17 protein-coding genes and 2 tRNA genes are annotated in these 18,588 nt (G+C 66.9%); 10 read left to right on the forward strand and 9 right to left on the reverse strand.

Features of this window, described 5'->3' with window-relative positions:
* Positions 1 to 23: 23 nt before the first annotated feature.
* A complete protein-coding gene (locus tag OG203_RS35975; protein ID WP_405168114.1) occupies positions 24 to 899 on the reverse strand; it encodes a M48 family metallopeptidase in 876 nt (291 codons plus the stop codon).
* Between the two features lie 390 nt (positions 900 to 1,289).
* Between OG203_RS35975 and OG203_RS35980 the strand changes: the two genes are divergently transcribed.
* Positions 1,290 to 1,763 (forward strand): ribose-5-phosphate isomerase, encoded by a 474-nt coding sequence (locus OG203_RS35980; RefSeq protein ID WP_405161659.1) that lies wholly within the window; start codon positions 1,290 to 1,292, stop codon positions 1,761 to 1,763.
* 13 nt (positions 1,764 to 1,776) lie between these two features.
* Entirely contained in the window at positions 1,777 to 2,589 is an 813-nt protein-coding gene (locus OG203_RS35985; protein ID WP_405161660.1) for an Fpg/Nei family DNA glycosylase, read from the forward strand.
* A gap of 52 nt (positions 2,590 to 2,641) precedes the next feature.
* On the opposite strand, the gene OG203_RS35990 is transcribed toward OG203_RS35985, so the two are convergent.
* The gene (locus OG203_RS35990; RefSeq protein ID WP_405161661.1) at positions 2,642 to 3,592 is read right to left on the reverse strand and encodes a diguanylate cyclase domain-containing protein; all 951 of its coding nucleotides are present in this window, start codon (positions 3,590 to 3,592) and stop codon (positions 2,642 to 2,644) included.
* Between the two features lie 913 nt (positions 3,593 to 4,505).
* On the opposite strand from OG203_RS35990, the gene OG203_RS35995 reads away from it, so the two are divergent.
* The 5 genes from OG203_RS35995 to OG203_RS36015 all read left to right on the forward strand — a co-directional run bounded on the left by OG203_RS35995 (position 4,506) and on the right by OG203_RS36015 (position 7,506).
* Positions 4,506 to 4,579: transfer RNA gene (locus OG203_RS35995), tRNA-Gly, on the forward strand.
* A 47-nt stretch (positions 4,580 to 4,626) separates the two neighbouring features.
* A tRNA-Pro gene (locus OG203_RS36000) sits at positions 4,627 to 4,700 on the forward strand.
* 114 nt (positions 4,701 to 4,814) lie between these two features.
* The gene (locus OG203_RS36005; protein ID WP_405161662.1) at positions 4,815 to 6,023 is read left to right on the forward strand and encodes an NAD(P)/FAD-dependent oxidoreductase; all 1,209 of its coding nucleotides are present in this window, start codon (positions 4,815 to 4,817) and stop codon (positions 6,021 to 6,023) included.
* Complete coding sequence (locus OG203_RS36010) at positions 6,020 to 6,913, forward strand: RNA polymerase sigma-70 factor (RefSeq protein ID WP_405161663.1); 894 nt, start codon at positions 6,020 to 6,022, stop codon at positions 6,911 to 6,913. The genes OG203_RS36005 and OG203_RS36010 overlap by 4 nt, the downstream gene beginning before the upstream one ends.
* 119 nt (positions 6,914 to 7,032) lie before the next feature.
* On the forward strand, positions 7,033 to 7,506 hold the full coding sequence (locus OG203_RS36015) for a flavodoxin family protein (RefSeq protein WP_405161664.1): 474 nt from the start codon (positions 7,033 to 7,035) through the stop codon (positions 7,504 to 7,506).
* Positions 7,507 to 7,725: 219 nt separating this feature from the next.
* Here the strand turns inward: OG203_RS36015 and hspQ are convergent, their stop codons facing one another.
* Positions 7,726 to 7,944 (reverse strand): heat shock protein HspQ, encoded by a 219-nt coding sequence (gene hspQ / locus OG203_RS36020; protein ID WP_405161665.1) that lies wholly within the window; start codon positions 7,942 to 7,944, stop codon positions 7,726 to 7,728.
* 350 nt (positions 7,945 to 8,294) lie between these two features.
* On the opposite strand from hspQ, the gene OG203_RS36025 reads away from it, so the two are divergent.
* Positions 8,295 to 9,065, forward strand: coding sequence for a trans-aconitate 2-methyltransferase (locus OG203_RS36025; protein ID WP_405161666.1), 771 nt, complete (start codon positions 8,295 to 8,297; stop codon positions 9,063 to 9,065).
* Positions 9,066 to 9,119: 54 nt separating this feature from the next.
* On the forward strand, positions 9,120 to 10,547 hold the full coding sequence (locus OG203_RS36030; protein ID WP_405161667.1) for an MFS transporter: 1,428 nt from the start codon (positions 9,120 to 9,122) through the stop codon (positions 10,545 to 10,547).
* Between the two features lies 1 nt (position 10,548).
* Here OG203_RS36030 and OG203_RS36035 read toward each other — a convergent pair whose 3' ends face one another.
* The 5 genes from OG203_RS36035 to OG203_RS36055 all read right to left on the reverse strand — a co-directional run bounded on the left by OG203_RS36035 (position 10,549) and on the right by OG203_RS36055 (position 16,689).
* Positions 10,549 to 12,582: a LuxR C-terminal-related transcriptional regulator gene (locus OG203_RS36035; protein ID WP_405161668.1), complete on the reverse strand. Its 2,034-nt coding sequence runs from the start codon at positions 12,580 to 12,582 to the stop codon at positions 10,549 to 10,551.
* Between the two features lie 246 nt (positions 12,583 to 12,828).
* Positions 12,829 to 13,785: a hypothetical protein gene (locus OG203_RS36040; RefSeq protein ID WP_405161669.1), complete on the reverse strand. Its 957-nt coding sequence runs from the start codon at positions 13,783 to 13,785 to the stop codon at positions 12,829 to 12,831.
* A 3-nt stretch (positions 13,786 to 13,788) separates the two neighbouring features.
* Complete coding sequence (locus OG203_RS36045) at positions 13,789 to 14,838, reverse strand: 3-oxoacyl-ACP synthase III family protein (RefSeq protein WP_405161670.1); 1,050 nt, start codon at positions 14,836 to 14,838, stop codon at positions 13,789 to 13,791.
* A gap of 86 nt (positions 14,839 to 14,924) precedes the next feature.
* Complete coding sequence (locus OG203_RS36050; protein WP_405161671.1) at positions 14,925 to 15,761, reverse strand: SDR family oxidoreductase; 837 nt, start codon at positions 15,759 to 15,761, stop codon at positions 14,925 to 14,927.
* Positions 15,762 to 16,044: 283 nt separating this feature from the next.
* Positions 16,045 to 16,689 (reverse strand): TetR/AcrR family transcriptional regulator, encoded by a 645-nt coding sequence (locus tag OG203_RS36055; RefSeq protein ID WP_405161672.1) that lies wholly within the window; start codon positions 16,687 to 16,689, stop codon positions 16,045 to 16,047.
* A 68-nt stretch (positions 16,690 to 16,757) separates the two neighbouring features.
* On the opposite strand from OG203_RS36055, the gene OG203_RS36060 reads away from it, so the two are divergent.
* Positions 16,758 to 17,153 carry a DUF1801 domain-containing protein gene (locus OG203_RS36060; protein ID WP_405161673.1) on the forward strand — a complete coding sequence of 132 codons (396 nt, stop codon included), beginning with the start codon at positions 16,758 to 16,760 and terminating at the stop codon, positions 17,151 to 17,153.
* Positions 17,154 to 17,158: 5 nt separating this feature from the next.
* Here OG203_RS36060 and OG203_RS36065 read toward each other — a convergent pair whose 3' ends face one another.
* Positions 17,159 to 18,394, reverse strand: a complete 1,236-nt coding sequence (locus OG203_RS36065; protein ID WP_405161674.1) for a serine hydrolase domain-containing protein — start codon at positions 18,392 to 18,394, stop codon at positions 17,159 to 17,161.
* Between the last annotated feature and the right edge of the window lie 194 nt (positions 18,395 to 18,588).

Raw genomic sequence — 18,588 nt, forward strand, 5'->3', positions numbered from 1 at the left:
CCGCGGCACCCGGACCGTGCTTGCTACGGAACGGGTTTCGGCGGCAGCGCCGGAGTCTGATAGGCGCTCGGATAGCCGCCAGGCGGGGGAACCGTGCCAGCGGGCGGGCTCGGCCGCAACCACAGCTTGCCGTGCCTGCTGCGGTCGCGCAGCGCCCACATGCGCCAGGTCAGCACCGGGTGCGAGGACATGGCGTTGACCACCCAGATGAAGAACCCCTTCTCGATCGCCGCCCGATCGGCCATCTCGTCGAAGCCGACCAGCGTGTTCATATACTTGCCCGCCGCCAGCGTGCCCATCGCCGCGGGCACGCCCGTGTGCCGGTTGCAGAAGCCGTGATTGTCGGCGGTGTACTCCTGCGCGCGGATCAATGAGTTGCCGATGAACGGCAGGAACGGGACGAGAAACATCCCGAGTTGGCGCCAGTACGAGACGTGACCCGCCGCGATATGGCCGACCTCGTGACCGATGATGAACGCCAGCGCGTCGGGTTCCCGTGCGGCGCCGCCGATCTCGAACAGGTCGCTGTACACCGCGACGAAGCGGCGGAAGCCGTGGCCGCTGGCGAACGCGTTGATCTGGCCGTTGCCGAGCACCACGTACGCGTCCGGCACCTTGGTCATGCCGAACCGGGCCGCCGCCTCGACCACCATCCGGTGGCCTTCCGGGAACTGGGTCGGCGACATCTTGACGCCGTTGACCCGCTGAGTCGAATACAGGACACCGCGGCCGAGCCAGACGAGGATCGGCGCGAACACCATCAGCAGCACGTACTGGTCGAAGTTGTCCGTCACCAGCAGCAGCACCGCGATCGCGTAGGCGAAGACGGTGAACAAAACGACCACGATGAGCATCGGGATCTCCCAGCTGTGCCTGGCCGGCATGCCGAACGGCGACAGCCCGCGTGGCGGCTGCTGCGGCGGCATGTTCGGCGGCACGGGCGCGCCCGGATAGGGGCCGTATTGCGGCGGCACGGGAGCGCCAGGGTAGGGCCCATACGGCGGGGAAGCGGGGTAGGGCGACGGCGAGCCGTATGGCGTGTCCTGCGCCCGCGCCCACCCGGCCGAGGCATACGGGTCGACGTGCTGGCCCGTCTGATGGGGCTGGGGTTCGTGCGGCTGCATGAAATGAACTCTATTCACTTGCTGGGAACAGGTGCGGCCCGTGGCCTTGCTGTGGTTGCGGGCACTCGCGAGGTATCTCTCGATTCGCCGTAGCGGTCGCCGGTGTTAATCGGGCCGTGAACCCCTTCGTAACGGGCCGGAAACGGGCCTGACAGAATGCCAGCCATGCGCGTATACCTCGGTGCCGACCATGCCGGTTTCGAACTCAAGAATCACGTCAAAGACCATTTGGAAAAGGCGGGCCACGAGGTGGTCGACTGCGGCGCCCTCGAGTACGACGCGCTCGACGACTACCCGGCCTTCTGCATCGAGGCGGCCCGCCGCACCGTGGCCGACCCCGGCAGCCTCGGGCTGGTCTTCGGTGGCAGCGGCAACGGCGAGCAGATCGCCGCGAACAAGGTGCCCGGCGCCCGTTGCGCGCTGACCTGGAGCGTGGAGACCGCCAAGCTGGCCCGGCAGCACAACAACGCCCAGCTGGCCGGTATCGGTGGCCGCATGCACTCCACCGAGGAGGCGCTCGCCATCGTCGACGCGTTCGTCAGCACCGCGTGGTCGGAAGAGGATCGGCACCAGCGGCGCATCGACATCCTCGCGGAGTACGAGAAGTCCGGTGTCGCGCCGGCGGTTCCCGCGTACTGAGCGGTAACCGGCTGTGCCTGAAGGTCATACGCTGCACCGGCTCGCGAGGCTGCATCACAAGCGCCTCGCGGGCGGTGTGGTGCGCGTGTCCAGCCCACAGGGCAAGTTCGCGGCGGGAGCCGCCCGCGTCGACGGGCACCTGCTGACGCGCGCCGAGGCATGGGGCAAACATCTACTGCACCACTACGACTCGGGTCTGATCGTGCACGTACACCTCGGGTTGTACGGGAAGTTCACCGAATCCGAGCTGCCGATGGGGGAGCCGGTCGGGCAGGTGCGGATGCGGATGCTCGGCGCGCCGGACGGGCAGCCCGGCTTCGGCACCGATCTGCGCGGGCCGACCGCGTGCGAAGTGCTGCTCGCCCCAGAGGTTTCCGCGCTGACCGATCGGCTCGGTCCCGATCCGCTACGTCGCGGCGCCGACCAAGACCGCGCCTGGCAGCGAATGCGCCGCTCGCGCAGGCCGATCGGCGCGCTGCTGATGGATCAGCAGGTGGTCGCCGGTGTCGGCAATGTCTATCGGGCGGAACTGCTGTTCCGGCACCACGTTTCGCCGTACCGGCCGGGCACCGCGCTGGCCGCGGCCGAGTGGGACGCGATGTGGGTCGATCTGGTCGCGTTGATGAAGGTCGGCGTCCGGGTCGGCAAGATGGTCGTCGTGCGGCCCGAGGACGACCACGGCGAACCGTCGTACGCGGCGGACCGGCCGCGCACCTACGTCTACCGCCGCCAGGGCGCACCGTGTCGCGTGTGCGGCACACCGATCGCGCACGCGGTCATGGAGGCGCGAAACCTCTTCTGGTGTCCCACCTGTCAGGCGGCCTAGCTTTCAGGTGACCTAGCTTTCAGGTGGCCAGGCTGTCAGGTGGGGCGGCTCCTCAACCGGCGACGGCTGTGTCGATCTCCGGTTCGTCGGCCAGCGCGAACCGTCGCCCGCCCGCCGTCTTCGCCGAGTACATCGCGCGGTCGGCGCGGCGAAGCAGATCGCTGAAGTCGCAGGGACTTCCGGGCGGACAGAACGCGGTGCCGACGCTCGCCGAGACCGGCACCGGCCCCGCCGTCGACCACACCGGGTCGCGCAGCGCGGACACGATCCGATGGGCGAGGTCGCCGAGCGTGTTGTGCGACGGGTTGACGGCGAGCACGAATTCGTCGCCGCCGTACCGGCAGATCACCGTGTCGGGCGGGCAGACCTCGCGCAGCCGGTTGGCCAGCTCGACGAGCACCTCGTCGCCGATCGCGTGCCCGTAGCCGTCATTGATCTGCTTGAACCGGTCCAGGTCGATCAGCAGCAGCCCGACGCCGCGGTTCGGGTCGGTCGACATCAGCCGCACCCGATCCTGCAGCAGCGTGCGGTTGGCCAGGTCGGTGAGCGCGTCGTGGGTCGCCTCGTGCCGCAGCCGATGCTGCAGCGCCGCGATCTCCTGCACGCGCAGCGATACCTTGGCCGAGAGGTTCTGCTCCTGCTGCGCCAGCGCACGCTCCTGCAGCGCCTGGGCGTAGCTGTCGATGGCCTGACTGGCGACGAACGGCCAGCGGGTGGCGACCAGCGAACCCGGCGCACCGGACGGGAAGCCGAGCAGCCACCTCGAGGCCTGCGCGAGCATCCGGATCCGGTCGAACGGTGCCTCGGACAGCCGGGCTCCGAGCATCCGGGCCTGCGGCACCGGGAACGGCTCGGACCTGGCGAGCGTGAGCAGCTGCTCGACGATCTCGATAAGTACCGGTTCCAGCTGTTGGGGCGCCGCGCCGGAACCCGGCTCGGCGCACACCGCGCGGGCCCAGGCGCGGGCCATCGCGGCGACAGGGGGCTCGATATCAATCGACATCGAACTCACCCTGCGCAGGTGGCGTCGGTACCCAGAGGCCCTGTGCTGACACAGGTGCCGACGTCACCCCGATCATTCGCACTGCTACGCGGTTGTGTCCACCTCGCTCGGCGCACGCTCACCGCCCCCTTTCCAGATACCCCCGTCCGGCAAAAAGGATCCTAGCAAGCCACCCGGCATCAAAATACGCTGTTTTGCAACGTGTTCTCGATGCCTCGCGAATGGCGATCGGGTATGTGATCGCTGCACACGCGTTGGCGTTACACCCGGATTTCGTTCGCTGAGAAGTCGCGCTGAGACACGCTGGCGACACGCTGTAGCGCCGCGCCAGTCGGGTCGCCTCGGCCACTCGCGATACCTCGACGCCATGTGGCCGTCGAGGGCGTCCGCCGAGTCGCACGCCTGGTCGCGGCGCCGAAGTAGCGGTGTGAGTAGCCGAGGGTCTGCGGGTCTTCTGCCCAGTGGAGATGTGGAGCCGGTTTTTCCTGCCAACAGCACACCCGGCGGTCGGTGGCACAGTGCAAATTCCTGCTAGTGCGATATCGGCGAGTCGTGATGTCCCCATGGGTGGCATCCTCTCCGCGACCGGTCGGGCGCGACTGGTGGCCACCCCGTGGGCCACGGCTCCCCCGACAGGAGTCGTCACGCGTCCCATATGCTCCCCGCTTCCAATCCGACACGCCCGAGTTCCAAGGAAGAGATCCCTCTTAATTTCATTAAGTTCTGCTACGCGTGCCATGCCCTGACCGGGGCGGCTGGCATGTGAGACTCACGATAGGGCGTTGAGCTGACGACCGGAACATGCGCCTGCGCTAACTCACTGCGCGGGGGGCTGATTGGCATTTGCGAAGCAGGGTTCGGTACAGTCGGGACGCACGCGACATCGTGGCGATCCCATTGATGTCGTATGCCTGCCGGTGTAGTTCAATGGTAGAACCTCAGCCTTCCAAGCTGATGGTGCGGGTTCGATTCCCGTCACCGGCTCCACACGGAATTCAGCCTCGGCGGCGGCCGATAACCGCCGCGAGGGACAACGGGGTGTAGCGCAGCTTGGTAGCGCATCCGCTTTGGGAGCGGAGGGTCGCAGGTTCAAATCCTGTCACCCCGACAACGAATTGAGCGTTCCGGCGCTGGTCAGGACCTTGCACTACGGGTTCTACGGCCAGCGCCGTTTTCGTTGGTGCGCCATCCATTTCGATGTGATCGTTACCACATTCCGCCGATGTCACGGTCGCCGCGCGAGCGGTGTCTTCGAGGTGTCGAGTCGATCTGGTCGGAGGTGGTCGTGGTGGCGCGGGTAGTGGTTGTCGGTGCGGGCTATGCGGGCGTGATGGCCGCGAATCGGCTTGCGGCCGTTGGCCGGTCGGACGTGCGGGTGATCGTGGTCAATCCACGGGCGGAATTCGTGGAACGCATCCGGCTGCACGAGCACGCGGCAGGCGGAACGAACGCGGTGCAGCAGCGGAGGGGACTGCTGCACCACGACGTGCGACTGCGGGTCGGCACGGTGGACGCGATCGGCGAGCGTTCAGCGCTGCTCGACGACGGTGCTGCACTCGAATTCGACTATCTGCTGTACGCGGTGGGCAGCACGGCTGCCAGGGGCCCGGCCGGGTCCGAATACGCGTACAGCATCGCCGACCTCGCTGGCGCCGAGTCCTTGCGCAGGCGACTGCCGCAACTTTCAGCGGGCGCGCGGGTAGTGGTGGTCGGCGGCGGCCTGACCGGGATCGAGACGTCCGCCGAAATCGCCTACCGGTACCCGTCTTTGGCGGTCGAATTGGTTTCGCGGTCGGTCGCCGGGTGGTTGCCCGAATCGAGCCGCGCGCGGATCGAAGGCAAGCTCGCGAACGCCGGGGTTCGGCTGCGCACCGGTCTGCGGGTCACCGGAATCCGCGCCGACGCGATCACGACCGATGCTGGCGTGCTGCCCAGCGATTGCACGGTCTGGGCGGGCTCGTTCGCAGTACCGGACCTGGCACTGCGCAGCGGACTGTCGGTGGCCGATGACGGCCGGCTGCGCACCGACGATACGTTGGTATGCGTTGACCATGAGCGGATCGTCGGCGTCGGGGACGCTGTCGCGCCGCCTCGACCGGTGGGGGATCACTTGCGGATGAGCTGCCAAGCCGCGATACCGATGGGCGCGCACGGCGCCGATACGGTGCTCGCGTTGATCAGGGGCGAACAACCGGAACCGCTGTCGATCGGCCTGGCCGGACAGGCGATCAGCCTGGGGCGGCGCGACGCGTTCATTCAGGCCACGCACCGGGACGACACCGCGCGCGGGTTCGTGCTGTCCGGCCGGGTGGCCGCGATGGTCAAAGAACGGGTGTGCCGGTACACCATCGCCTCGATGCGCTTCCCGCGCGCCTACCGGTGGCGTTCCGGTCCGACGGTGTCCACGCCGACCCCGATCGCGGTCCGATGAGCGAGCCGGACGCGTTCGACCAGTTCCGGCCGCTGCTGTTCACGATCGCCTACGAGATCCTCGGCAGCGCCGCCGACGCCGAAGATGTGTTGCAGGACAGCTACCTTCGCTGGCGCGACATCGATGCGGCCGAGGTCGAGCACCCGCGCGCCTACCTGGTGCAGATCGTCACCCGGCAGGCGCTCAACCAGTTACGGTCCCTGCGCCGCCGCCGCGAGGACTACATCGGCAACTGGCTGCCCGAACCGATCCGCACCGAACACGACGCCAGTCATGATGTCCTGCTTGCCGAATCGGTGTCGATGGCCATGCTGCTCGTGCTGGAAACGCTCGGTCCGACCGAGCGGGCCGTGTTCCTGCTGTCCGAGGTGTTCGGCCACAGCCTCGTCGAGATCGCCGACATGATCGGCAAATCCGACACCACCGTCCGCCAGATCGCGCATCGGGCCCGCGAACACGTGCAGGCCCGCCGCAAACGCTTCCAGCCCGACGCCGACACCAATCGGGCGGTGATCGAACGGTTCCTGCTCGCCGCGCGCACCGGTGCGGTGCAAACCCTGATGGATGTGCTCGCCCCCGACGTCGTCCAGATCTCCGACGGCGGCGGCCACGTCACCGCCGCCCGCCGCCCGATCACCGGTCCCGAACAGGTCGCCAAGTTCATCATCAACCTGGCCCGAAACAGCATGGCGGACACGACCATCGAGTTCGGCAGCTTCAACGCGCTGCCCGCGCTCCTGCTCCGGACCGGCGTCGACAATCGGCTCGATACCGTCCTGATGATCGAAATAGGCGGCGACCGCATCACCGGCCTGTACGCCGTCCGCAATCCCGAGAAGCTGCGCACCGCCGACGTGCTTCGCCCACTCGACCGGCCACGGGATGCGTGATGAAAACCGTAGCAGCGCAACGCGGTGATGGAGACCACAGTCACTCGGATGTCACGGTCACGGCTCGGGCGGTGTCTTAAGAGGATGACCGGATCAACACAACCTGAAGGAGCGTCGTCATGAAGGCCATCATCGTGTGCACCTCGGTGTCCCATGGCAATACGAAAAGGATCGCCGACATCATGGGCCAGGTCCTCGACGCCCGTGTCGTCACCCCCGACCAGGTCGACCCGGCCGAACTCGCCGCCTACGACCTCGTCGGCTTCGGCTCGGGCATCTTCCTCGGCTCCTTCCACGCCCAACTGCGCGAGTTCATCGAGTCTCTCCCGCAAGAACAGCGCCACAAGGCATTCGTCTTCGCCACCAGCGGTTTCCCCGAAGCCCGTTTCCAGCGCTTCTCCCGCCCGCTGGTAAAGCTGCTCGCGCAGAAGGGTTTCGAGGTAACCGGCACCTTCTCCTGCCGCGCCTTCGACACCTACGCCCCGTTCAAACTAGTCGGCGGCATCCGCAAAGACCGCCCCAACGGCGCCGACCTCGCGGCGGCACGCACCTTCGCCGAAGGCCTCCGCCCCCGAATCACCGCCGCCTCCTGAGACTCGACCCGTGCTGGGTCACCAACCGCTAGTTGGTCAGTTGATCACGGGGAACTGGTGGCGGCAAAGTTCGAGAGGGCGCCGCCGCTAGTTCCCCGTGATCACTTGTCCAACAGTGTGTTTCAGGGCGTCCCGAGGGCGAGCTCGACCTTGTCGGCGGCGTCGACCAGAGCCGTTGTCGGGGTGGGGCGCCCATCGCGTGTTCGAGGCCGCGGTCCGCTATTCGGCGTCGAGTTGGGATTCGGACAGGTAGGTGTCGGCAGGCTCGTCGTCCAGCGTCACCTGGTACCAGGGGCTGGCGCGGATGGAGGGGTTGAGGCTGAGGTCGTTGGTGTCGTGCGCGGGGGAGTACTCCGTGTCGACGGCGACTACGACACCGTGATGACCCATGGATACGTGGCGGACTCGATCGCCGACAGCAAACTTGGCTTCCGTCATGATTCACGCACCTTTCCGATACAGGGTCACTGTATCTGGCTTGCGTGCAACGACATTGATGAACGGGTGGGGGACCGACCGGCTCGTCGGGAGATGCCGTCACGAGTGGCCGGTCAGCACGGTCGGGTCGGCAACCATCCGTTTCCTACGCGGCAACGATGATCCGATCGACACCTGCCGCAGGTGCTGGTGTCTACTGGCCGCTCCTTCGGTGAGCATATCAAACTGGTCGGTTTCATACGTGTGGACTGGTTTCCTCGGCCGCTGCGCGTGGCATCACTGAGGTGGCAGCACGCCATACAGTACAGTCGTACTAAGTACGTCCGTACTGTTTACGAGAAGGGTTTCGTATGTGGGATCCGAAGAAGTATCTCGACTTCGCCGACCACCGGGCACGCCCGTTCTTCGAGCTGATCGGCCGGATCGATGCCGAAAAGCCGCGCCGCGTAGTCGATTTGGGCTGTGGTCCGGGCAATCTCACCGGTGTGCTCGCCGAACGATGGCCGGATGCGCACCTGGACGCGCTCGACTCCTCGCCGGAAATGGTTCAGGAGGCCAAGGAGCGGGGGATCGACGCCCGAGTGCTCGACGTCAACGACTGGGCGCCGGACGCCGAAACCGACATCGTCGTCAGTAACGCTGTCCTGCAATGGGTTCCGGACCACCTGACGCTACTCGCCGAATGGCTCCCCGCGCTGCCACCCGGCGCCTGGTTCGCCATGCAGGTGCCTGGCAACTTCGACGCGCCGTCGCACCGGGAGATCCGCGCGCTGGCCACCGAGGCGCGCTGGCAGAGTGGATTGGCCGAGATCGCACTGCGCAGCGCCGATGCCGTGTCCGGACCTGCCGAGTACGCAACGGTTCTCGCGGTCGATGGCACCGTGGTCGACGTATGGGAGACCACCTATCTGCAGCGCCTCACGGGCCCAGATCCCGTGCTGGAGTGGGTATCCGGCACCGCCCTGCGCCCGATCCGCGCCGCGCTGGACGACGAGGACTGGCGCGAGTTCCGCAGCGAACTGGCACCCCGCCTGCGCAAGGCCTACCCGGCCAGGTCCGACGGGGCCACCTGGTTCCCGTTCCGCCGGATCTTCGCGGTGGCGCACAAGCCTTCGGTCTGAGGCTGATTCGCATGCGGTTGCAGTAAGTATACGGTCGACCGTATTGTCTCCATCATGACGGATGTGAGACAGCCTGTCGGCACGAGCGCGGCCGTCGTGCCGTGGACCGCGGTGTCGGTCGTCATGATCGGCATGTTCATGGCGATCCTCGACTCGTACATCGTGGTCGTCGCCGGCCCGGCAATCCGCGCGGATCTCGGCGCCTCCGAGGGCCAACTCCAGTGGATCCTCGCCGGGTACCAGCTGAGCTACGCGGTGCTGATGATCACCGGCGGCCGCTTCGCGGACATGTACGGCCGCAAACGGATCTTCATCCTCGGCGCGGCCGTGTTCACGCTGTCCTCGATCATGTGTGCCGTCGCGCAGAGCCCGGGCACGCTGATCGCGGCGCGGGTCGTCCAGGGACTCGGTGCGGCGCTGATGGTTCCGCAGGTCTTCGCGATGATCGCGGTACTCGTGCCCGAGCGCGGCCGCCATCGCGTATTCGGTGTGCTCGGCGTGGTGATCGGCTTGGCGACCATCGGCGGTCAACTCATCGGCGGGTTGTTGATCGGTGCGGATCTGTTCGGTTCGCAGTGGCGCGGGGTGTTCTGGGTGAACGTGCCCATCGGCGTGGCAACGATCGTGCTCGCCGCGCGGTATGTGCCGGAGTCACGTGCGGCGGGGGCGCGCAAGCTGGATGTTCCCGGCGTACTGGCGTTGAGCGCCGCGCTGGTCTTGCTGACCTTCCCGCTCATTCAGGGCCGCGAGGCGGGCTGGCCATGGTGGACGCTGGTGTGCTTCGCGGCGAGCGCGGCCGTGTTCGGACTGTTCGTCGCGATCGAACGAGGGGTCGATCGCGCGGGTGGCGACCCACTCGTGAAACTGGCGCTGTTCGCGCAGCGCTCGTTCACGGTGGGCATCGTCCTGGTCCTCGTCGTATACGCGCTGCTGACGTCTTACTATCTGGCACTGTCGATTTCGATGCAGGACGGCCTCGGCCTGTCGGCGCTCGGCGCGGGCCTGGTGTACGCGCCCGCCGCGACCACCTTCTTCGTCTTCAGCATGATCGCCAGTCGGCTCGTGCCGAAATACGGTCGGCGCGTATTGGAAGTCGGATCGATCGTGGTGGCGACCGGCTACCTGACGACCGCCGTCGTGCTGCTATACGGCCCCGAACTCTCTGCGGCGCTGGTGATTCCGACGCTGATGCTGCAGAGCGTCGGCGGTGGACTGCTCATCACGCCACTGCTCAACACGGTGCTGTCCGGGATCAGCCCGGACTCGGTCGGCACGGCATCGGGGGCGCTGTCGACCGCCCAGCAGGTCGGTGCCGCGCTCGGTGTCGCGGTGATCGGCGCGGTCTTCTTCGCCGCCTTCCATCCCAGCGCGCACGGCAGCGTCGCTGCGGCGGGACACGCGTTCGCGATGTCGTCGATCGCGACCTTCCTGCTCGCGACCGTCGCGTCGGTGCTGGTATTCGCGCTGCCGTCAGGGCGGTGAGCTAGCCGGTCGCCGAGACGGAGGAGTTCGTAGGCCCATGGTGGCGGGTGCGGAAGACGAAGCGCAGTTCGGTGCGGCGGGCGATCTCCAGTTTGCGGTAGACGCGGGTGAGGTGCTGTTCGACAGTGCTGGCGGTGATGTCGAGGGTGGCGGCGATTTCGCGGTTGCGTTTGCCGTGGGCGGCGAGTTCGGCGACGCGGCGCTCGGCGGGGCTGAGACTCTCGATACTGTTCGTGGCTGAGCTGGCCTGGGGGAGGGGTGTTGTCGTGATGTCCGGGCGATTGCCGAGTAGGTCGTGCAGAAGTGCGTCGGCGCCGCAGGATTCGGCGATCCTCGCCGCCTCCCGGATCAGCGTGCGTGACTTGTCGTAATCGCCGACGCAGCGGTGTGCCGTGCCGAGTTCGCCTAGAACCGTTGCCAATTCGAGGTCGCAGCCGCCGGAGCGCGCGATCGCCGTGGCGTCACGCAGCAGCCGAACCCGTTGATAGCGGTCCGCGGTGGCGGCGAGTAAGCGCAGCGACACTCCGCCCGTGCGTTGCTGGGCGCCGCCGAGCAGATCGAGATGGCGGTTCGCGAACACGCGCGCGTGCCGGTGTTCGCCGAGCGCGAGGTGGGCGGCGGCGATGTCGTTGCGCCACGGAATCAGCCACGGAAAATCCATGTGCCAGCGCCGCATCAGGTAGCCACAGCGGCGGAAGGTGCGCAGTGCCAGGTCGGCGCGGCCGGCGGCGAGCTGATGGTGGCCGCGTGCGTGCAGGTACGGCAAGCCGAAGCGCGACTCGAACAAGGCTTGCGGAACGGGACGTTCTAGCTGCGCCTCGGCGTCGGCGAGCCGGCCCGCCGCGGTGAGCGAGCGAACCAGCGCCGCGATCGGGATCCCGATCCAGACGCCGAGGTGTTCGGCGGGAACACGATTCAGCGCGAGTACCGCATCGCTGGCCGCGGCGCGCGGATTGCCCTTGCGCAGCATGGTTTCCGCGCGCAGGCCCGCGAAGATCGACTGCCAGGTCGGTGCCCGGCGTGCCTCGGCCTCGGCGAGCAGCGAATCACACCAGGACGCGGCGGTATCGAGCCGGTCGGTGTAGATGAGGCAATGCACCGCTGCCGCAAGGGTTTCCACCGAGGTCGAGGTGAGCCGATGCCGGGTGAGCAAGCACTGGGCGAGCGTCGCGGTTTCATCGAGCGGACGCTGGGAGAACAATCCGGTGAGCAGTTCGGCACCGAGTAGGTGCGGCGACCGCTGATTCGCGAGCATCGGTTGCCGCGGTGCCTTGGCCGCGCATAGTCGCTGGTGGCGCTGAGCGTGCGGGGGATGAGCGGATCGCAGCCACGCCCACAGAAAGTCGTTCTCCGGTGCCACGTCGACGGAATGACCGGAATTCAGCTGTCCGAGAGCCTGATCGACGTGCTGCGTCTGCCCGTGCCAGAGCAGAAACATGACGGCCGAGGGCAATTGCGCGGCAGGTACCCGACCGGCCAGCACGGCCGTGCGCACCCGGGTGAAGTTCGGCGTCCGATTCGACGGGCTGATTCGCCATTCGACGCAGACCAGTCGGATCGCGATGGCGGCCCGGTCGGTGGGGCTGCGACTCGCGCGATAAGCCGACTCCAATCGCTCGACGGCGCGATCGATCTGGTCGTTCGCCAACGCTTCCTCGGCGGCGCTGAGCAGTACCTCCGCCGCCCAGGGGTAATCGACGGCACCGGCCTCGACCAGCTGGTCGGCCACGGCCACCGCCGGGAAACCCTTGTGCTGCAACAGTTGTGCGGCACGGCGGCGCAGGTCTTGCCGAACCGCCGCCGGGGTGTCGCGCAGGATCCGATCGCCGATCTCGAGATCGTCGAACAGCGCCCGCGCGGACGACCCGGCGGCGAGCTGCCGAACGACGACCCGCACCGTCGCCTCGTCAGCGGCCAACAGCTCGGCGATCAGGCCGACCGTGCTGCTGCCACCCAGCACGGCCATGGCCCGGCCGACCGGAGATCGCGCGAGAATCGACCACTGTTCGCTCTGCGGCGAGATGGGTAGGTGCATGCCCGAGCCCCTTCGTCGATGAGATGTGCCCGACTGTGGAAGGGCACCATCGAGAGCGGCTCGGGTGCACTGAAGATGCGGCGTCGTCGCAGCAGGGGCGTGTCCGGGTGCCCCGTTGATCCAGCCGGTGCGAATAGCGTAAGTCGCCTGCCGGGTTCTGTCACCGCATTCCGGCGACATAGTCACCGGAATGGTTAAGGTGCGCAGTGCGATTGTGGAATGCGTTCCGTATCAACGCTTTTCAAGTCACCGCAGGCCGATCCCCAGTCTTTCGTATCCCGTAGCCGTGACGGCGCGCACCGCGGCGACAGCCGGTGGCTGCGGATGGTAGGCCAGACATGCCGCCGAGGCGTCGTCGGCGGCCAGGAACAGGACCGTGTCGGCGGTGTCGAGAACTCCGGAGTCCCGCGCGTTCAAGTACGCGTGGACCGGAGCCGCCGTGTACGGATCGCCGACGGCTGAGGCGACACCCACGACTGATTCCGGTGTGAGCCCGAGCATTTCGGCGAGGCGGGCACGGAATCCGAGGGCAGGAGCCGGTGCGAGCAAGACCGCGCGCCCCTCGGCGAAATCGTCGCCGTCGAGTCCTTCCTCGGTGACACAGTCGCGCACGGCCGCCGCCGCCAGTTCGATCGGATCCTCGTTACTGTGCCGAACACGCATGGCCGAGCGGCCGTTCGCGCCCACCTCGCCCAGCGCCACCCAGGCCAACGGGTCGGCCGTGCCGGTGGTCTCGCTGGTGTGCAGGCAGCCGAATCCGCCTGCGGCAGGTGAACTCCCGAGCAACAGCGCGGCGGCCCCGGTGGTGTAGGGGAAACCGGCGATATATCGCTGCATTGATGGATGTGTGTCCCCGGCGACCAGCAGCGCGTACTCGACTTCGCCGGTGGCCAAGAAACATTCGGCGGCGGTGATGGCGTGCAGCAGGCCGGTGGCGCCGTTCATCAGGTCGAACGAGAAGACCGGAACCCGGCCCGGCTGGTATTCGAGACCGAGGCCGATCCGCTTCTGGATGAGGGCCGACACCGCGGGCTCGGAGATGTTGTTGTCGCGGAAGACGCCCGCGTTGACGAGCATGCCGATCTCGTCGACACCGACATCGGCGCGCTCGAGGCAGCTCCGCGCCGCACGGGCGGCCAGTTCGAAATAGCTTGCGGTGTCCAGATCGGTATTGGTCGCGGCCGCGACGATGGTGCTTGCCATGGCTCAGGCCTCCAGACGCGAGACGGTCGCGGCGAGATAGCCCGAGACCGTTCCCGATGCCGCCGGGATCATCAGGACCTTCGACCCCTTGGGAATGTTCTGTTTCGCCAGATGCTCGTGCATGACCAGGAAATGGGAGGTCGACGCGGTATTTCCGTAGTCATGCAGCACATTGAGCATCGGCGGCATCGGGGTATCGAAATGCTGTTCGGTCAGGTTGCCGATGTACTCGATGGCCGGCCCGCTGAACTGGTGATGGATCCAGAAGTCGTAGTTCTCCCCCTTCCAGGTACGGCCGGTCTCCCGCAGAAAGGTGTCCAAACGGTTGATCGCCTGCCGATACCTGGATTCGGACTGCATCGCACGGTTGTCGGTATAGAGCGCGATCCCGGCGGACCGGTCGCTCGGCATGCCGAGGCAGTGCTCGGCGCCGTCGGCGGCGGTCATCAGCTCGACGTAATGGATTTCGTCATCGTCGTCGCCTCGATCGTCGAGCACGACGGCCACCGCCGCGTCGCCCACGGTGAGCGCGGCGAACTGCGGATCGTAGGCCTCGCTGATCTCGCGCACCGCGGTCTCGGCGGCCGGTGTGATCTGCTCGCCGCTGACCACGAGGCCGTTGCGTACCACCCCTGCCTTGATCATCCGGTCCAGCACGAGCACCCCGGTCATCATGCCCGCGCACGCGTTCGAGACGTCGAAATGCCGTGCCGCCGTCGCGCCGATCGCGTTGCCGAGCATCAGCGCGAATGCCGGTGCATAGCAGTAGATTTCCTTTCCCCGCGTGCGGGTGATGGAAGCCGAGATGATGATGTCGAGGTCTTCCGCGTGGTAATCGGAATGCGCCAGACAATCGTCGATGGCGTGCAGCGCCAGGTCGAACGACGATTCATAGCGGTCTGGATGTGAGTCGTAGACCCGCCGATTCTTGATTCCGGTGATCCGCTCCAGATCCAGTGACCTCGGCACCGCGAGGCTGGCGATCAACTCTTCGGTGGAACGGATGGTGTCGGGAGTGTACGAGCCGATCGACTCGAAACGCGTACGCTGCATTACCCCTGCTTTCAGCAGATCAGTCGGTGACAAACAAGTCGCTAGGACTTTCGACAACGTTGTCGTGGACTGCTCAGCCGCTGTGTCTAGTCGGCAGGCGCGATCATGGTCGCGCTGAGCTCGCACAGCCGCTGTCCGAGCGCGTCGTCTTGCGCACGACGCGACGGAGTCTTGATGCGGTTCTTCTGGAAGTACTCGCCGGTGACCGCGGCGAGCTCGGGATCGGTGGCGAGGTGGGTGAGTGCACGCCCGCCTTCCGCCGCGGTGATCATGAACAGCCGCTTGGCGACCGTGACCAAGGGTTGCCCGAACCACGGCATCGAATTCCAGATGCCGGTCGCCACCGCGCCGGGATGAAAGGCGTTGACCGTGACCCCGGTGCCCGCGAGGCGTCGCGCCAGCGCCCTGGCGTACAGGATGTTGGCCAGTTTGGATCGGCTGTACGCCTTCTCGCCCGAATACCCTCGCCGGAAGCCGGGGTCGTCGAGGTCGAGGCCGGCACCGAAGTGCAGCACCGACGAGGTGAACAGGATGCGCGACGGCGCGCTGCGCACCATCAGGTCGGCGAGCAGTTCGGTGAGCAGGTAGCCGCCGAGGTGATTGACGGCGAACGTGGCCTCGATGCCGTCCTCGGTCTCGGTCCGATTCTTGTGATAGCCGCCCGCGTTGTTGGCCAGCACGTCCAGTCGGTCATATTGCGCGAGAACGCTTTTGGCGAGCTGGCGGACCGATGCCTGCGAGGCGAAGTCGCATTCGAGTGTGTCGACGTCGCCCGCGCCCGCCGCGCGCACCGCGGTCGCCGCATCGGCGAGCTTGCTCGGATTCCGTCCGACGAGCAGCAGCCGATCGCCCCCTGCGGCGAGCTGCCGCGCTGCCTCGAGACCGATACCCGATGTCGCCCCCGTGATCAGGATCGTCTTCATGACGGTCACTCTGCCACGCGATGTTCGGCCGATCGGCGCCGTCGCGTGGCGGTGGCAAACGCTCGGTTTGTGCACGAAAGATGGTGCACGGGAACAACATTTAAGCAATCGCGCAGGTCAGTCAGGTGATCTGCGCTCGTCGGCGATGGCTGTCGCGGTTTCCGCTACCTGACCACGGGAACTGCGGATGGCCACCGGTAGGGGGGTGATAGGGGTATTCGCGAGTCCAGTTTCTCCGTGTCGACGCACAAGCTTGGGCACGCGGCGAACTCCCGCGCGAGTGTCAGGGCGAAGTGAGGAAGCCCTCGACGATGCGCCACGCTCGGTGCACGGCGTCCTTGTCGTCGAGGCGCAGGGCGGTGTTGGTCGCGCACAGCACCGCGTCGATCTGAAAGGCGGCGAGCTCGGTGTCCTGTTCGGCGATGTCGCCCGCCGTCACCGCGTGCCGCAGCTCGCGCTCGAGAATGCGCACCCACGCCCGACGATCGCGGAACAGCGCATCGCGCACCGGGCCAGGCCTGCTGTCCTGTTCCGCCATGCTCGCGACCCAGAAGCAACCACCGGTGAACAGCGGACCGTTGACGTAGGCCAGCCAGTTCTCGATCAGCGCCCGCAGCCGGGCGACACCGTGCGGCGCGGGCCTGGCCGGTTCGACCACCGCGTCGACGAACAGGTCGCGCGCGTAGTCGATGGCGGCCAGCTGCAAGGCTTCCTTGGTCTTGAACAGCGTCTGAATGCCCGCCTTGCTCAGCCCCGAGTCGGTGGCGAGCCTGCCGAAGCTCAACCCCTCCAGCCCGTCCAGCGAGGCGATATCGACGGCGTGCCGCAGCACCGTCTGGCGCGTCTTCGCGCCGCGGAGCAGGCGCTTGTCGGTGATCTCGGCGGGCTCGCGCCGGGCGAGGTCCGCAGAACCGGGGCCACTTTCCATACGGTCGATCGTACTCAGGCTGGCAAGAAACAGTCACCGGACCACCGGTTTCGTGCTTGGATCGGCCCATGTCCTACAAGGCTGACCCGCGCGTCGATACCTATATCGACGCGCTGCCCGCCTGGCAGCAAGCGATCTGTCAGGAGGTGCGCGAGCTGGTGCATGCCGCCGACCCGGACGTCGTCGAGACCATCAAGCGCACCGTGCAACCGTACTTCGTGCTCGACGGCAACATCTGCGCCCTGCTCGCGGCGAAGACACACGTCAATGTCTTCCTCTACGACGGAGCCATCGTGGCGGATCCCGACGGCATCATCACCGCAGGGCACGACAACAAGGCCGCACGAACCGTGTCTGTTCGAGAAGGCGAAAAAGTCCCTGCCGCACCGCTTCTCGCGATGTTCGAGCAGATCATCGCGAACAATCGCGCCGGTGGCTGGCGCAAGCTCAAACGCGAAGGCTGACACCCTCAGCCGACCGCGACGTCGAGGGAGCCTGTCAATCCGTCGGTGTCTTCCACGCCGCGGGCGGCACGCTGGGCGAGCCCGGCGAGCACCGGCAGTCGTGCGTCGCCCAGTGACATCGCGTGGTTTCCAAGGTGATTGGTGACAAAAGCGACCGACAGACCGAGGCCGGGCATCGCGATGGCACCCGACCCGCCGATCCCGAAGTGTCCCAACGCCTGCCGCGTCAGCTTGGTGCCGACGATGCCTCGGTGATAGCCGAGGGCGAAATGCGGTGGGGCGCCGAGCACATAGTCGAACCGGCTGTTCGGCGGCATTCGCGCGATCAGCCGAGTGGTCTCGGGCCGAAGCAGGCGGCGCCGGCCGATCATGCCGTCGTTGGCGATCGCGCCGTACATCTTGGCCAGTGACCGAGCCGTGAAAACCCCGTTCCAGCCGGGCATCATCGTGTCGTAGGGCTGCTCGCCGAGCGTCATGTCCGCCCAGCCGTCGTACACCGCGCCGCGCGCCGAATGTACCGCCCGCATCGAGGCGAACGGGGCGATCATCCGGTCGAACGGCACCCGCGCGACGCCGAGCCGCGGCGACAGCTTGGCGAGCCGATGCCGCTGGCGCTGCGGGACGCCGAAATAGAAGTCGTTGTCGCCCAATGGTTTCCCCAGTTCGGCGCGAACCAGCTCGGTGAATCCGCGACCGGTTGCCCGCTGCGCGATCTCCGCGACGATGGTGCCGAAGGTGAGCCCGTGGTATCCAGACGCGCGCAGCCGCAGTGGGTCGGGCGCGGAGGCGGCGATGGCGGCGGCCAAGGCGTCGTGGTCGAGCAGGTCCGCCGGGTCGTCGACCAGTCCTCGGATGCGCTGCAGTCCCGCGCGATGGTTCAGCACATCGCGAATGGTGATGTCCTGCTTGTTATTTACCGCGAACTCCGGCCAGTAGGCGACCACCGGAGTGTCGTAGTCGAGCACCCCGCGTTCGGCCAGCCGGTGCATCACCGTGGCCGCGACGCCCTTGCCGGTCGAATACGACAGCGCCATCGTGTCGGCGCGCCACCGTCGGTCGCTGTCCGCCCAGCCCGCCCAGATGTCGAGCACCGGTTCACCGTTCAGATAGACCGCGAGTGCACCACCGCCCTGCCGCTTGCGCCGGAACAGCGCGAAGAACTTCGCGGCGACGACGGTGAAACGGTCGTCGATGAGCATGTTTCCCGCGGTGGGCGCGCTGTCCGAGCTGGTGAACGGCATGGTCAGACTCCTTTGTCCAGTACGCCAGACAAGCCGCCGCGATAACACTTGCAAGCAGCTTGCTAACACCCACGGTAACGCGTATCAGTTGCCCCGTGCAATGGGTCTGAGACAGTTGTCCTGGTGGATTGTGTCCAGTGACTTGCCTTGACGTAGCGAATCTGCACGTCAGGAGTACCCCCGTCGCACGGCAG

It is taken from the genome of Nocardia sp. NBC_01499 (genome assembly GCF_045040275.1).
In the GTDB taxonomy this organism is placed as follows: Bacteria; Actinomycetota; Actinomycetes; order Mycobacteriales; family Mycobacteriaceae; genus Nocardia.